Source organism: Flavobacterium luteolum (genome assembly GCF_027111275.1).
In the GTDB taxonomy this organism is placed as follows: Bacteria; Bacteroidota; Bacteroidia; order Flavobacteriales; family Flavobacteriaceae; genus Flavobacterium; species Flavobacterium luteolum.
In genome coordinates, this window is record NZ_CP114286.1 from 2,027,616 (window position 1) to 2,041,924 (window position 14,309).

At 33.8% G+C, this 14,309-nt stretch carries 14 protein-coding genes; 5 read left to right on the plus strand and 9 right to left on the minus strand.

Translation table 11 applies throughout. The annotated features are described in order from the left end of the window. The first annotated feature begins 33 nt into the window (after positions 1-33). Positions 34-960 carry an alpha/beta fold hydrolase gene (locus OZP10_RS08760; RefSeq protein WP_281634325.1) on the plus strand — a complete coding sequence of 309 codons (927 nt, stop codon included), beginning with the start codon at positions 34-36 and terminating at the stop codon, positions 958-960. A gap of 132 nt (positions 961-1,092) precedes the next feature. Here OZP10_RS08760 and OZP10_RS08765 read toward each other — a convergent pair whose 3' ends face one another. From OZP10_RS08765 to OZP10_RS08775, 3 genes are all read right to left on the minus strand, one after another. Beyond that, complete coding sequence (locus OZP10_RS08765; RefSeq protein ID WP_281634326.1) at positions 1,093-1,746, minus strand: HD domain-containing protein; 654 nt, start codon at positions 1,744-1,746, stop codon at positions 1,093-1,095. Between the two features lie 135 nt (positions 1,747-1,881). Further along, the gene (locus tag OZP10_RS08770) at positions 1,882-2,877 is read right to left on the minus strand and encodes an acyl-ACP desaturase (RefSeq protein ID WP_281634327.1); all 996 of its coding nucleotides are present in this window, start codon (positions 2,875-2,877) and stop codon (positions 1,882-1,884) included. 45 nt (positions 2,878-2,922) lie between these two features. Then, positions 2,923-3,669, minus strand: coding sequence for a lysophospholipid acyltransferase family protein (locus OZP10_RS08775; protein ID WP_201999254.1), 747 nt, complete (start codon positions 3,667-3,669; stop codon positions 2,923-2,925). Positions 3,670-3,794: 125 nt separating this feature from the next. Between OZP10_RS08775 and rnpA the strand changes: the two genes are divergently transcribed. From rnpA to OZP10_RS08795, 4 genes are all read left to right on the plus strand, one after another. Then, entirely contained in the window at positions 3,795-4,199 is a 405-nt protein-coding gene (gene rnpA / locus OZP10_RS08780; RefSeq protein WP_281634328.1) for a ribonuclease P protein component, read from the plus strand. Positions 4,200-4,269: 70 nt separating this feature from the next. Beyond that, entirely contained in the window at positions 4,270-5,112 is an 843-nt protein-coding gene (locus OZP10_RS08785; RefSeq protein WP_281634329.1) for a DUF4349 domain-containing protein, read from the plus strand. Positions 5,113-5,114: 2 nt separating this feature from the next. Next, the gene (locus OZP10_RS08790; RefSeq protein ID WP_281634330.1) at positions 5,115-6,752 is read left to right on the plus strand and encodes a S41 family peptidase; all 1,638 of its coding nucleotides are present in this window, start codon (positions 5,115-5,117) and stop codon (positions 6,750-6,752) included. Positions 6,753-6,755: 3 nt separating this feature from the next. After that, positions 6,756-7,559 carry an OmpA family protein gene (locus tag OZP10_RS08795; RefSeq protein ID WP_281634331.1) on the plus strand — a complete coding sequence of 268 codons (804 nt, stop codon included), beginning with the start codon at positions 6,756-6,758 and terminating at the stop codon, positions 7,557-7,559. A 98-nt stretch (positions 7,560-7,657) separates the two neighbouring features. Here the strand turns inward: OZP10_RS08795 and OZP10_RS08800 are convergent, their stop codons facing one another. The 6 genes from OZP10_RS08800 to OZP10_RS08825 form a co-directional block, all read right to left on the minus strand. Beyond that, a complete protein-coding gene (locus OZP10_RS08800; protein WP_281634332.1) occupies positions 7,658-8,104 on the minus strand; it encodes a GNAT family N-acetyltransferase in 447 nt (148 codons plus the stop codon). Between the two features lie 163 nt (positions 8,105-8,267). Continuing rightward, on the minus strand, positions 8,268-8,909 hold the full coding sequence (locus OZP10_RS08805) for a DUF1579 domain-containing protein (RefSeq protein ID WP_281634333.1): 642 nt from the start codon (positions 8,907-8,909) through the stop codon (positions 8,268-8,270). Positions 8,910-9,041: 132 nt separating this feature from the next. Then, the gene (locus OZP10_RS08810; RefSeq protein ID WP_281634334.1) at positions 9,042-10,010 is read right to left on the minus strand and encodes a DUF4837 family protein; all 969 of its coding nucleotides are present in this window, start codon (positions 10,008-10,010) and stop codon (positions 9,042-9,044) included. Between the two features lie 47 nt (positions 10,011-10,057). Next, on the minus strand, positions 10,058-11,872 hold the full coding sequence (locus tag OZP10_RS08815; RefSeq protein ID WP_281634335.1) for a lytic transglycosylase: 1,815 nt from the start codon (positions 11,870-11,872) through the stop codon (positions 10,058-10,060). 110 nt (positions 11,873-11,982) lie between these two features. Further along, positions 11,983-13,170, minus strand: coding sequence for a phosphoglycerate kinase (locus OZP10_RS08820; RefSeq protein ID WP_281634336.1), 1,188 nt, complete (start codon positions 13,168-13,170; stop codon positions 11,983-11,985). A 157-nt stretch (positions 13,171-13,327) separates the two neighbouring features. Continuing rightward, complete coding sequence (locus OZP10_RS08825; protein ID WP_281634337.1) at positions 13,328-14,308, minus strand: PorP/SprF family type IX secretion system membrane protein; 981 nt, start codon at positions 14,306-14,308, stop codon at positions 13,328-13,330. Position 14,309 lies beyond the last annotated feature (1 nt).

The following is a 14,309-nucleotide window of genomic DNA, read 5'->3' on the forward strand; positions in this document are numbered from 1 at the left end:
TTATCCCATTAAAACAGCAGAAAAAACTTTAAAATGAATCCAAAAACTCCTTTTCTTTTCTTTCTATTTTTATGTTTTACTCAAAGCGGAATTTCCCAAACAAAAACAGATGCAAAACAAGATTCAAATAATACTTTTCTAACATCTGATGGAGTTTCTCTATTTCTGAAAGTTTCAGGAAAAGGTGATGCTTGTATTTTTGTGCATGGCGGTCCAGGCGCATGGAGCAAGTCTTTTGAAGAATTTGGCGGAAATGTGTTAGAAGATAAACTAACAATGTGTTATTTCGACCAAAGAGGTTGCGGTCGATCCGGATCTCCTGTAGACAACAATTACAGCATGGATAGAATGATTGATGATATTGAAGAAATTCGAGTTCATCTTAAAACGGATAAAGTATTTGTAATCGGGCATTCTTTCGGAGGAATTTTAGCTACTAAATATGCCGAAAAATATCCACAGCATGTAAAAGGCTTAATTCTATTGAATGCTACATTGGATATAAATGATTCTCTTCTTAATCAAATTGCTTTTATGGGTAAAACTCTAGGAAAAGATTTTACAGTAAAAAGTAAGGATTCAATTCTAAGTACTTTTTTTGAAGCTAAACAGCAAATTAAAAAAGCAGATCTCGATTATAAAATGCTTTCTGATAATAGAGCAACCGTTGAAAAACTGGACAGCATTGATAACAGTGAAAAAAGAAACTCTTCATTTGCGCAGCATGCATTAAGTGGTCCGTTATATTTTAGTGATTTTACAAAAGAAACAGCTTCGATTAAAGTTCCAACACTTATAATTTCAGGAACAAAAGACAACAATATTGGTCCAGAACATTATCGCCTGTTTAAATTCCCAAGCCAAGAAATTAAGATTATCAACGGCGGACATATTTTGTATTACGAACAAAATAAAGAGTTTAAAAACACCATTCAGTCATTTGCTCAGAAAGTTAGATAAGGAATATAGCAGAGGCAAGAATAAAGGCTTTTTTTAAGAATTAGAAGAAAAAAATCTTAATGCTTAATATCACATGATAAAAAAAACGGCTCTAAATTTAGAGCCGTTTTTATTTTATAATCTAAATGAATTCTACTTCAACCCTTCCCATTCTGCATAAAATTGGGCAAGGAAAGTTTCCATAAAACGATGTCTCTCGGCAGCGATTTCTTTTCCCTTTTCAGTATTCATCTTGTCTTTTAAAAGTAAAAGCTTTTCGTAGAAATGATTAATAGTTGGAGCGCTGTTCTTTTTGTACTCCTCCTTTGTCATATTCGTTACAGGAGCAATTTCTGGATTGTATAAAGCTCTATTCTTAAATCCGCCATAATTAAATGCTCTAGCAACACCAATAGCGCCAATGGCATCTAGACGATCTGCATCTTGCACAATATCCAATTCGACAGAAGAGAATTTCTTTTCGAAATTTCCGCCTTTATAAGAGATATTTTCAATGATATTGACTACATGAGCAATTATATCTTCAGAAACATTTTCGGCTTCTAAAAACGCTCTTGCTGTTTTTGGCCCAATAGTTTCATCTCCATTATGAAACTTACTATCTGCAATATCATGCAGTAAAGCACCCAATTGCACAATTGTAAGATCGCACTCTGTTTCTTTTGCAATCAATAGCGCATTTTTATAAACACGTTCAATATGAAACCAGTCGTGGCCTCCTTCGGCATCGTTTAGTTTTTCTTTTACAAAAGCAATGGTTTTAATAATTAATGCTGCGTCGCTCATAGTGAAGTTTTTACGGTTTATAAAAAAAGTTGATTGCCAAAGATTCTTAATCTTCAACAATCAACAAATATAATTTATTCAAAAATCTAAAATTCCAATCTCTAATCTGAAATCTACATTCTAAAATCTAAAATTCTAAAGTCTAGCTGGTTCAACCCATTTAAAGATATGCGATTCTTGTGGAATAACAATTCTTTCAGAAATTTTAGCCATTCTCGCAGGCAATTTCATTAAATAGTCACGTGCTTTTTCTGCTTCATCAGTCAAATTAGAGATTTTATCTATCTCCCACTTGTTGATTAACTTCTGCATAATTTCAACGTAATCATTTGCAGTGTAAACTCCAATACGTTGTGCAGAATCAGAAAACTGTTCGAAAGCTGTGCTTATTTTTTGACCAGATTCTCTCAAGAAATGAGCCGGCATAACGATTTTCTGCTTCATCATGTATTGAAAAGCCAACATCATTTCGCTAGGATCTACTTGGAAAATTCTAGTAACAAATTCGCTGTATGCATGGTGGTGACGCATTTCGTCTCCAGCAATCATTTTACACATTTTAGACAACTTGTTATCGCCAAATTTCTTAGCTATCTGCGCTACTCTATTGTGCGAAACATAAGTTGCTAATTCCTGAAAACTAGTGTATACAAAGTTCTTGTACGGGTCAGTTCCAGTTCCAATATCAAAACCATCGTTGATTAAATGCTGTGTAGTCATTTCGATTTCACGCATGTTTACACGACCAGACAAATACAAGTATTTATTTAAAAGATCTCCGTGACGGTTTTCTTCTCCAGTCCATTGTCTCACCCATTTGGCCCAACCGTTTCCTTGGCCTTCTTCCTGCTGATCTATTCCTTCAACATCCATTAACCATGACTCATATGTAGGCAATGCTTCCTCTGTGATGGTATCACCAACAAGCGTAACCCAGAAATCGTACGGAAGTTCTTTAGCAATCTCACGTAATTCTTTTACCTCTTCAAAGAAGTTTTCTCCTTGAGAATCTGGTAAGAAATCCGACGGCTGCCAAATTTTTTCCACTGGAATTAAATACTGTTCCACGAAGCTATCCACGTTTTTCTCCAAAAACTGCATTACTTCTAATCTAATGTTTTTTATAGACATTACTTATTATAGATTTGGGTTGTACGTTTTAGCTCGGACTAAAACTTAAACCTGTTTATATTCATTTATTCCTTCTTTAACTGCTTTTTCAGTTATCTCCATCAGTTCTTCGAACTTGTAATCTTTAACAGCCAAAGCTTTATGAGCTGTAAATTTGAGGTGATTTCCTAAACCAACAGGAAAAAAACCAAATTTTACCATTTTCCAAGAATTATTGATGCTTACCGGTACAACATACGCAGATGGTGCATATTTGCATAAAATTTTTAAACCGCTTTGCGCAAATTCTTTTGGTACTCCCGTTTTACTTCTTGTCCCTTCTGGGAAAATAACGGCAGATCTTGTGTTTTTTTCGATATATTCAGACAAGCCTTTAATAACGGGTATTGCTTGTTTAGGGTCTTTTCGGTCAATTAAGACAGATCCTCCGTATTTCAAATTGAAAGAAACACTTGGAATTCCGCTTCCTAACTCCTTCTTACTTACAAATTTACAATGAAAACGTCTAAAGTACCAAATCATTGCCACGATATCGTACATACTTTGGTGATTTGCCACAAAAATAATTGGCACACCCTTCGGAACCGTATCCACGCCTTCAATTGTATATCTTGTCCCGACAAGATTGGTACATTTTAAAAGGCAGAAATTTAAATAATCAACACTTTTTTTGTGAGCCTGGTAACCAAAAACATTTAAACAAATCCACTGAATTGGGTGAAAAACAGCCAAACATAAACCAAATAATAAATAATAAATTACCGATATTGGATAAGAAATAATTTTTTCCATGCTTCAAAAATTAATGCGCAAAAGTAGTAAATATATTTTTAGCCTTATTAAAATTGAAAACAATAACTGTTTTTATGGTTTAATTGTACCTTTGCAACAGAATTTGCAAATTTTTTCTGAAATAAATGAACTTTACATATCCTAAAAACGAGCGTTTAAAAAGCAAAACTACCATTGGATTACTGTTTTCCGCAGGAAAATCGGTTTCCAAATATCCGCTTCGTTTGGTTTACCGTCAAGCGGAAGAAAATTCAGAAGAACAAACCAAGATTGGTGTTTCGGTATCTAAGAAATACTTCAAGAAAGCTGTTGACCGCAATTACTTCAAAAGAGTTTTAAGAGAAACGTATCGTTTGAACAAACATTTGCTTTTGGATAACATGGATCAGCCCTATTCGATAATGCTTTTTTATCAGACCAAAGAACGTTTATCTTACGAAGAAATCAACACCAAAATGATTCAGTTATTTGAGAAATTTTCAGCTCAAATCAACAAACCGCAAGATTCTGATAAGAAAACTGAGGCGTAAATTTCAAAACGTAAGATTATTAATCAAGTTAGACAAAAAAATCGTAGTTTTAGCTCTAAATTGAAATTTTATGCGTCAACTTTTCTTTTTATCTATTTTTATTTTAATTATTTCTGGGTGTAGTAAATCTTCTACTTCAAATGAAGAAAATATTTCTATTGAAGCAGTAAAATTACCTCCAAAAGCAGGAGCTAGTTCTGGTGATAAAGATTTTGATCCAGTAGCAGCGCCTCCTGTAAAAGTCAAACAAGAAATTGAACAGAAGATTATAAAGGAAGCGACATTACGATTTGAAACTGATAATCTTGAAAACACTTTCAAGCAAATTCAAAAAGCAGTTGCAAATAGTAAAGCAAGAATCATTAACGATTCTGAGGGAAAAGATTATGAAACCGTTTTTAGAAATCTAATTGTAAAAGTTCCGAGCCAAAATTTCGATCGTTTTATAAGTGATGTTTCTAAAGGCGTTTCATATTTTGAAGTTAAAAATATCTCCGCGCAAGATGTTACAGAGCAATATATTGATCTTACTTCGAGATTAAAAACCAAGAAAAAACTAGAAGAACGTTATCTTGAAATTTTAAAGAAAGCGAACAAAGTCAGTGAGATTTTAGAAATTGAACAACAGATTTCAACTATTCGAGAAGAAATTGAGGCTAAAGAAGGTCAGTTGAAATATCTCGAAAGTCGCGTTTCTGACAGCACGATTACCATTGAGTTTTATAAAACAATACCTGAGAAAGAAGGTGTTAAAATATCTTACGGTTCCAAACTTTGGAACGCAGTCAAATCGGGATTCTATACTTTATCCGATTTATTAATTTCATTATTAAGCGCTTGGCCGTTTGTAATTTTGTTTGTTGTATTTGCCTATTTTATAAGAAGAAAATTAAAAAGAAGAAAAAAAGAATAATCATGTATCCGTATTTCAAAAAGAAATTTATTATACCAGTCGCTGCGGCGGGAATGTTGTTTGTTGGAACCAGTTTTAGAGAAGATTTTTTTGAAATTGCCAAACAGATCGAAATTTTTACGACTTTGTTTAAAGCCGTAAATACCAATTATGTCGACGAAACCAATCCTGGTGATTTGATGGATAAAGCCATTAAAAGCATGTTGGGAAGTTTAGATCCTTACACGGTTTATTTTAACGAACAAGATGTTGTTAATTTTAAAATCAATAATACTGGAGAATATACTGGAATTGGCGCTTTGATTTCTAGAAAAAATGACCGCTTAGTTGTACGCGAACCGTATAAAAATTATCCTGCAGACAAGGCAGGATTAAAAGCCGGTGACGAAATCATTCAGATTGGAGATGTCTTGATTGCTGATTTTAAAGACGACGCTTCTCAATTATTAAAAGGAACAAAAAACACTAAAATCAACATCAAATATCTACGTCAAGGAAAACCAAGCACCACGGTTTTGGTTTTGGATGAAGTTGATATTAAATCGGTTCCTTTTTACGGAAAAATTGATGATAAAACAGGATATATTGTTTTGGCGCATTTTAGCAGAAAAGCTTCAGCTGAAGTTAAAGATGCTCTTGAGAAATTAAAAGCCGATGGAGCTAAACAAATCGTTTTGGATTTAAGAGGAAATCCTGGAGGATTATTGAATGAAGCAATTGATATCTGTAATTTATTCGTTCCAAAAAACGAAGTAATCGTGACAACTAAATCGCGAATTGAAAAACACAACAATACTTATAAAACACAGAAAGAACCTGTTGACACCGAAATTCCGTTGGCAATTTTAGTAAACGGAAGAAGTGCTTCGGCTTCTGAAATTGTTTCGGGCGCTTTGCAAGATTTGGATCGTGCCGTTATTTTAGGAAGCAGAAGTTTTGGAAAAGGCTTGGTTCAGCGTTCTGTTGATTTAACTTATGGAACACAATTGAAAGTTACTATTTCTAGATATTATACGCCTTCTGGAAGATGTATTCAGGCTTTGGATTATGCGCATAAAGATAAAAATGGTGTGGCTCAGAAAACTGATGCGAAAAATTTCAATGCTTTTAAAACCAGAAAAGGAAGAACGGTTTATGATGGCGGAGGAGTTTTACCAGATATTGAATTGGAAGAAACCAAAACGAGTGCCATTGCAACTGCTTTAATTAAAAATGATGGCGTTTTTGATTATGCAACAACGTATTATTACAAAAATCCAGCTTTGGGAGATAAGATTCCGACCATTACAGATGCAGATTATACTGCTTTTAAACAATATCTGAAAACCAACAAAATCACTTTCGATACAGAAACCGAAGTGGCTTTAAAAAACACTTTAGCAGCAGCTAAAAAAGAAAAAATAGACGAGACCATTACTGCCGAATATCAGCAATTGTTAAATGCTTTAGAAAAAAGCGAAACTACTTTACTGGACAAAAATCAAAAAGAAATTAAAAACATGATTTTGGAAGAGTTGATTAAAAGATACCAATATCAGGAAGGTTTGTATCAGTATTATTTAAAAAACAATTCAGAAATTAAAAGAGCAGTTAGTGTATTAAATAACCAAACAGAATATAAAACGATTTTAAAAATGTAGTGAATGAAGATAACTTTAGCCCTGACTCTTTTTTCATTTTATACAGTAACGGCACAGCAAAAACCTGTTGAAACTATTTATTTTGAATTTGACAGGTATGATCTGACAGATAAACAAATTACTGTTGTTTCAAACTTTATAAAAAACATAGACACAGCAAAAGTTGAGTCTATACAGATTTATGGCTATTGTGATGACCGCGGAAACGATGAGTATAACTTTAGATTGTCTAACAATCGGGCTAATACGATTCAGAATCTATTGGTCGAAAAAGGATTCAAACAGAGTAAAATTGTCATTCTTGAAGGAAAAGGGCGTGTTGTCGTAAAAGCAGATACAGTAGAAAATCTGTATGAGACACGCCTCCGAAATCGGCGGGTTGATTTAATCGTTGTTAAGAAAAATAGTTTCGGAAAAGGTGTTTATACTTCTTTCAAAGACAATCTAAAAGTTGGTGACAAGGTTTATCTCGAATCTATTTTATTTGATATTGGAAGCGCCAAACTAACCAGCACTTCTAAAAAAGAATTGGATAAAATTGCAATCATTCTTCAAAATCATAGAACTCTGAATTTTGAAATCAGAGGACATGTCTGCTGCACGCCTGAAATTTACAGTGACGGAATTGACAGAGACACTAAAGAAAGGAGACTTTCATGGAATCGTGCCAAAACGGTTTTTCACTATTTGATGTCTAAAAAAATCTCCAAAAGCCGTATGACCTATATCGGATGTGGCAATCGATATCCGTTAGGAAAAGGTGATAATTTTGATCGGCGGGTGGAGTTTGTGATTACTAAAATTTAGTTTTTTCTAAGCTTCTAAGATACTAAGTTGCTAAGGTTCTAAGTTTTTTGTTTCTTGGAATATGCTAAAAATCCTTTCGGATTTATTTCATTTTTTAATCATTCGCGAATCATTTCTATATGCGGAATATCATCTTCTAAATACATTTCGCTGGTTTGAACAAAACCGTGACTTTCGTAGAATTTCTTCAAATATAATTGCGCTCCAATGGTAATTTTATCTTTTCCAAAATTAGATTTAATTCCAGCTATAGCTTCCTGCATTAGTTCATGTCCCCATTTTCTATCTCTGTAATTGGCGTCTACAACTACTCTTCCGATAGAAGCATTGTCAAAACTAATTCCAGCATCAAATAAGCGTGAATAGGCCACGATTTTATCTTCAAACTCTCCTATTAAGTGTAAAGCTTTCTTGTCTTTGCCATCAAGGTCTAAATAAACGCAGTTTTGCTCTACGACAAAGATTTCACTTCTTAGTTTGAGTAAATCATATAACTCATGAACAGTTAATGCCTCAAAAGGCTTTATTTTCCATTTTAATTCCATTCTTGCTTGTTTTTTGCCGCGAAGGCACGAAGGCGCTAAGTTATATTATTTTTTAGTAGCACTAAAGTTTCTTACAGAAATCGCAAAAGACACAAAGTTATATCTCATAGAAATAAAACTTTGTGCCTTTGCGCCTTTGTTTCTTTGTATCTAAATAGAAAATTTATTTTTTGGTCATTATAATTTCCATGCTTTTATATTCTGTTCCGTTTTTTGTGTCGAACATTTCCATTTTTCGTGTTTTAGCATCCACAACGGTGTAAACTTCTCTGTACTTTGTGTTTTTTGCTGTTACTGGATCGGCCATTTCTCCGTCAAATTCTATACTCTTAGTACTTTCGTTATACTTTCCTCTACCAACCATCATTCCTGTTCCCATGTTATCAATAAATGTGGAGATGTATTCTTTACTCGCATTATTATAACCAACTGTGCCTTTGCCTTCAAATGGCTGCCCCATCATAGTTCCTTTATAAGTTGCTTCTTGAAAGCGTCCGCCTAAAATCATTTTAATTTCCGCCACAGAAGTTTCTTTTTCAGGTTTTGCATTTGCATCAGACCAAAATGTCATATCGCAATTCCAAGTTCCAACTTCATCAGCCAGCATTTTATGCGGATTACTAGGAGTTGCATATTCTTGCCAAGCCTTCATTTGTGCGGCAGAATCTAATGGCGCTTCAGTAACAGGTTCTTCAGTTTTAACAGAATCTGTTGCTACTGAGGTTGTAGTTTCTTCTTTCACTTCTTTTTTACAAGAAATAAAACACAAGGTTATTATTGCTAAGGTTGCGGTTAACTTTTTCATAACTATTTGTTTTTATGTTTGTTATGAATAAAAGTACGAATTTTTTTGTTTCATGTTTCATGTTTCATGTTTCAAGTTGACATACTGAACGAATTGAACCACAAAAAAGCTTGAAACCTGAAACCTGAAACTCTATCTTTTGTCGATTTTAACCGTTTTTATAATGGCTTCAAGTTCTAACATTAGATCACGTTCTTGATGTGAAGGCGAATAACAGAAACCTTCTATAACCAAAACACGATTGAATGTTTCGTCTAATATGGCATAATTGATAAAGGGTCCCGACATAAAATCGTTTTTCAATTCCCACGTTCCTTTTGTTTCGAAAGCCGTTTTATTATCTAAAGTTATTTTTGAGAAATAAGGAGCGTAAGCTTCACTGGTAATCATTTGCGTATTGGGTTCACGTCCTTGAATATATTTACCGATTGAATCACGCATTTTGACAATGGCGTTTACAACGTCTTTTTTCTTCTTGAAATTAGTTAGTGGAATCTGATAAATTAGTAAACTGGTGTTACCGCTTATGATTTCTTTTTTAAGCCAGATGAATTTCTTTTTATGCAGCATATACTCATATCCTGATGGAATCTGAATATTAATATGGAATTTGTTTTTAATAATTGCCTTATTTAATAACGAAGTGCTGTTATCTTCCTGAATTTTTTCAATTTCGGCGTCGTGAATTATTTTTATAATCTGCGCTGAATTCAATTCGATACTACAGATAATATCGTCTACCGATTTTCCGTAAATGCGAAAAGTATTGTGAGGCAATGTTTTGCTCCGAATGATTTCGAATTTATCAGCTGCGGCTTTTTTTACCACAATAATGCTTCGGCTGTCTGTAACAAAGCCTTCTAGCAATCTGGCGGGATATTGATTTATGGTAAAAAGTGGCTCTTCTTGGGTGAGTCCAAGAACCGGAGAGGCAAATTTATTTCTGATGCTATCACCTACTTCTCCATACCATAACTGATCGTCAATAATGACAGAGATGGTGTTGGTTTTTCCTGAAACTGGTTCACTTTGTTTTTCACTTTTAAAACAAGAAGTCAGGAAAAATGGAACTAATAGCAATAAAAAATGGGTTTTATTCATTTTTTTAATTTATAAAATAAAACCCAAATTTAATAAGATTATTCTATTTATCCGTTTATTTTAAGTTTCATTCCCGGTTTAATATCTTCATCTTTAATGCCATTCCATTTTTTAATATCTGAAATTGTTACTCCAGGATATTTTTTAGAAATGCTGTATAAAGAATCTCCTTTTTTAACGTAATAATCTTCACTTACATTTTTAGAAGGTGCTTTTTTCTTGAATGAATCAACCGAGTTTGATGCAATTGCTGTTGAAACAGGCTCTTCTATAACTATTGCTGCTTTAGAAATAATCAGTGTTTTTCCTAAACCAATATTATTTGAAGTTAAATTATTAAGTTCTTTTAACTCCGCAATAGTCGTACCGAATTTCTTTGCAATACTGCCTAAATTATCTCCAGCTACCACAACATAGTCCATATCTACCGCTGTTGGCTTATTTTTTTCATCAGCAGAAGCGATTGCTTCTTCTTTTCTGTCTATGATAGGAGAAGCTTTAACTGGAACTTCTTCTTCAGATTTAATCTTTAAACTTCTTCCAATAGCAACAGCATTTGTTTTCAGATTATTCCATTTTTTCAACTCGCTGATGCTAACATTATATTTAGATGCAATTGCGGCTAAATTATCTCCTTTTCTAACTTTATAAAATTCGAAATCACCGCTTTCAACCGCTGCAGGTTTTGCAACAGCAGGTTTTGCTTTAGGAGCATACTTTACAGCTAATCTAGATGATGTTGCTCTAAACTCTTTGTCGTATTTTACGTAAGCATAAATTTGTTCTTCGTTTGAAACAAATGTTGCTACTTTATCTTTTGGAAGACGTATAAAATGCTGTTCTCCTTGGTAAAAAGGAACAACTCCCATTTTATAGGACGGATTTAAAAGCTGAATCTGAGATTGTGGCATGTCTAATAAATCGGCAATCTGTTTGAAAGACATTTGATTTTTGACTGCTACTGTATCGGTTTCAAAGTTTTTAACTACAGCTCTTTCTGGATTAATTCCGTGTTCTTTGTGGTATTCAAAAAGGTACATTGTTGCTAAGAAAGCTGGCACGTAACCTTGAGTTTCTTTTGGAAGATAATTACGAATGTCCCAGTATTTTGTTTTTCCGCCTGAACGACGAATTGCTTTGGTAACATTTCCTGGACCTGAATTGTAAGAAGCTAAAACCAGTTCCCAGTCACCAAAAATATTGAACATTTTAGTCATGTATTCTGATGCTGCAGCTGTAGCTTTAAGAGGATCACTTCTTTCGTCGATGTAAGAATCGATTTTTAAAGCGTATTGTTTTCCGGTTCCGTACATAAACTGCCAAAGTCCCGTAGCGCCCATTTTAGAAACTGCTTTAGGATTTAAAGCAGATTCTACAACGGCTAAATATTTTATTTCCAAAGGAACGTTTTGTTTGGCAAAAGCGTCCTCGAAGATTGGGAAATAATATTCTGATAAAGCCATTAATCGAGAAAACGATTTTTTACGATTCTTAAGAAATGACTTTATTATATTTTCTAAACCTTGATTGTATTGTATCTCAAAAGGTGATTTCTCATTCATCGCCGCCAAACGCTGCTTTAGCAGTTCGGTTGGGAGTTCTTCATCGACAGTAACATCCTTATTGATGGTTTGAATGTCCTTGGTCAGATCATCATAAATATCGAGACTTACTAATTCGTTCATCCAAAGACTATCTACTTTTGTAGCAAGATCGTTCTTTTTGAATGTGCTTTTAATAGAATCTAAATATGAAAGTTTAACCTCTGGCTTCAGTTCTACATCTGCCTTTGCCGTTTCCTGTGCACAGACAGCAAGCGAAAAGAAAGCCGAAACCACTAACGATAATTTCTTTACAATCATATAACATTTTTTTAAAATTCTGTAATTCAAATAATTACAAGAGTTGTATTTTTGCAAATCTAAGCCCTTTATCGAAGAAAAGTGTTTAAAAAAATGTTAATTGTGATTTTTTAGTCTAAAATCGCAGCGATTCCAGGTAAAATTCTTCCTTCTAACATTTCTAGCATAGCCCCGCCACCAGTGGAAACGTAGCTCATTTTATCTTCAAATCCGAACTGTTTTACTGCTGCAACAGAATCTCCACCACCAACTAATGAAAATGCTCCATTTGCTGTAGCTTCTGCGATATAATCTCCTAATGCGATTGTTCCTTTAGAGAACGTTTCCATCTCAAAAACTCCCAATGGACCATTCCAAAGAATTGTTTTTGACTCTAAAATTACTTTTTTGAAGTTCTCTAAAGATTTTGGGCCTGCATCTAAACCTTGCCATCCGTCAGGAATTGCAGTTACATCTACAACCTTCGTGTTTGCATTGTTTGAGAAATCGTCTGCAGCAATAACATCAACAGGAATATGAACCTGAACATTTTTTTCTTTTGCTAATCTCAAAATTTCAAGAGCTAAATCTAGTTTGTCATCTTCGCAGATAGACTCTCCAATTTTTCCTCCTTGAGCTTTAATGAAAGTAAAAGTCATTCCTCCTCCAATAATCATGTGATCTACTTTATCTAAGATATTTTCGATAACGGTGATTTTAGAAGAAACTTTAGAACCTCCAAGAACAGCAGTTACAGGTTTTTCACTGTTTTTAAGAACTTTATTTAAACTGTCAATTTCTTTTGCCAATAATGTTCCGAAACATTTATCGTTTGGAAAAAACTGTGCAATAATTGTAGTCGATGCGTGAGCTCTGTGAGCTGTACCAAATGCATCGTTTACATAAATATCTCCAAGAGAAGCTAATTCTTTAGCGAAAGCTACATCTCCTGCTTCTTCTTCAGCATGAAAACGTAAATTTTCTAATAAAAGAACTTCGCCTGGTTTTAAATCTTTTGCGGCAGTCTGAGCTGGTTCTCCAACGCAGTTTTCAGCAAATTTTACTTGAACTCCTAAAATATCAGAAGCTGTTTTTAGAATATGTTTTAGAGAGTATTTCTCTTCTGCTCCTTTTGGTCTTCCAAGGTGTGACATTAAAATCACGCTTCCGCCTTGTGCTAAAATAGTATCGATTGTTGGTTTTGCAGCCTCAATACGTGTCGTATCTGTTACATTAAAATTTTCATCCAATGGCACGTTGAAGTCAACACGGATAATTGCTTTTTTATTTTTAAAATCGAAATCGTTTAAAGTTTTCATCTGCTAATTTTTTTAATTTTTTGAAAGAATAACAAATATAGAACTTTTACAGTAGTCTAAATTTCAAAAAAGCAAAAATAATCGAACAATAAAAACGAAAACGTTGTAATTTATGAAAATAAACAAATTTATTCTCAAAAATGATAAAATTACTTGTTTAATCTCGAACGGGACTTTGTGTACAAGGACAGTTACTGATAGATTGCAAGAAATCGAATCCGATTGTGATAGAATGCGTTCCTGAATTGTAGCTTCCAAGACCATTAAACATCAATTGATAAGAGTATGCAAAATAGAATTTAGATTTCATAAAACCAGCCATTGGTCCCATTGCCAAAGGTTTTGGGAACTGGTCGTTTAAGAAACGGTATGAAACTCCAATCCAATAATAATCTTCGTAACGATTGTAACGTCTGTACTTGAAGTTAAAATCGGTTGTAGAACGCTGGTCACTTGCAAAATATTGTAAGAAAACTGATGGTTCGTATTCGATACGTCTGTTTTCCGCATCTTTAAAAGTAAATCCTGTGTATACTTGAAAATTTGATAAAAGATCGGGTTCATTTACTCTCTCAAGACTAATATTCTTTTTTAATACGTTATTGGCATTGAAACTTAAATAAAACCCTCTGTTACGATACAAAGCACTAATATCAAAGTTATTGTTAGCACTATAGCGATTGTCTGTTGGCTGTTGTCCACCAACTGGCGGATTTCCGTTACTACCGTCATTAAAATTTCCAGTTTCGATACGGAAACTATTAAAGTTGTAAGAGATACCAAAAGATAAATACTGTTCTGTACGATAATCTAAAATTAGGTGGTGTGCAAAAGAAACTTTTGCTCCTGTTTGTCTTGTATTACCGTTGCTATCATTATACAATGAAATACCAACTCCCGAACGATCTAAAAGACGAAAATCTGCATACAATGATTGGTTGTCTGGTGCATCTTTAATTCCAACCCACTGTGTCAAACCGTTGGCTCTAATACGGAGATTATCTCCAATACCAGCATACGCAGGAGAAAGAATAAAAGGGTTATCAGCTAAATACTGGGTAAACACTGGTAGGTTTAACTCTTGGCTGTAACTTGTTGTTACAGCCATGAGTACTAAGGATAAAATAAACTTTTTCATT

What these genes read in the sequence shown, in the direction of transcription:
- OZP10_RS08805 (WP_281634333.1), bottom strand. Translation starts at nt 8,909, where the DNA reads ATGAAAAAGTTAACCGCAACCTTAGCAATAATAACCTTGTGTTTTATT.
- OZP10_RS08825 (WP_281634337.1), bottom strand. Translation starts at nt 14,308, where the DNA reads ATGAAAAAGTTTATTTTATCCTTAGTACTCATGGCTGTAACAACAAGT.
- OZP10_RS08795 (WP_281634331.1), top strand. Translation starts at nt 6,756, where the DNA reads ATGAAGATAACTTTAGCCCTGACTCTTTTTTCATTTTATACAGTAACG.
- OZP10_RS08810 (WP_281634334.1), bottom strand. Translation starts at nt 10,010, where the DNA reads ATGAATAAAACCCATTTTTTATTGCTATTAGTTCCATTTTTCCTGACT.
- OZP10_RS08815 (WP_281634335.1), bottom strand. Translation starts at nt 11,872, where the DNA reads ATGATTGTAAAGAAATTATCGTTAGTGGTTTCGGCTTTCTTTTCGCTT.
- OZP10_RS08775 (WP_201999254.1), bottom strand. Translation starts at nt 3,669, where the DNA reads ATGGAAAAAATTATTTCTTATCCAATATCGGTAATTTATTATTTATTA.
- OZP10_RS08800 (WP_281634332.1), bottom strand. Translation starts at nt 8,104, where the DNA reads ATGGAATTAAAATGGAAAATAAAGCCTTTTGAGGCATTAACTGTTCAT.
- OZP10_RS08760 (WP_281634325.1), top strand. Translation starts at nt 34, where the DNA reads ATGAATCCAAAAACTCCTTTTCTTTTCTTTCTATTTTTATGTTTTACT.
- OZP10_RS08765 (WP_281634326.1), bottom strand. Translation starts at nt 1,746, where the DNA reads ATGAGCGACGCAGCATTAATTATTAAAACCATTGCTTTTGTAAAAGAA.
- OZP10_RS08790 (WP_281634330.1), top strand. Translation starts at nt 5,115, where the DNA reads ATGTATCCGTATTTCAAAAAGAAATTTATTATACCAGTCGCTGCGGCG.
- OZP10_RS08785 (WP_281634329.1), top strand. Translation starts at nt 4,270, where the DNA reads ATGCGTCAACTTTTCTTTTTATCTATTTTTATTTTAATTATTTCTGGG.
- rnpA (WP_281634328.1), top strand. Translation starts at nt 3,795, where the DNA reads ATGAACTTTACATATCCTAAAAACGAGCGTTTAAAAAGCAAAACTACC.
- OZP10_RS08820 (WP_281634336.1), bottom strand. Translation starts at nt 13,170, where the DNA reads ATGAAAACTTTAAACGATTTCGATTTTAAAAATAAAAAAGCAATTATC.
- OZP10_RS08770 (WP_281634327.1), bottom strand. Translation starts at nt 2,877, where the DNA reads ATGTCTATAAAAAACATTAGATTAGAAGTAATGCAGTTTTTGGAGAAA.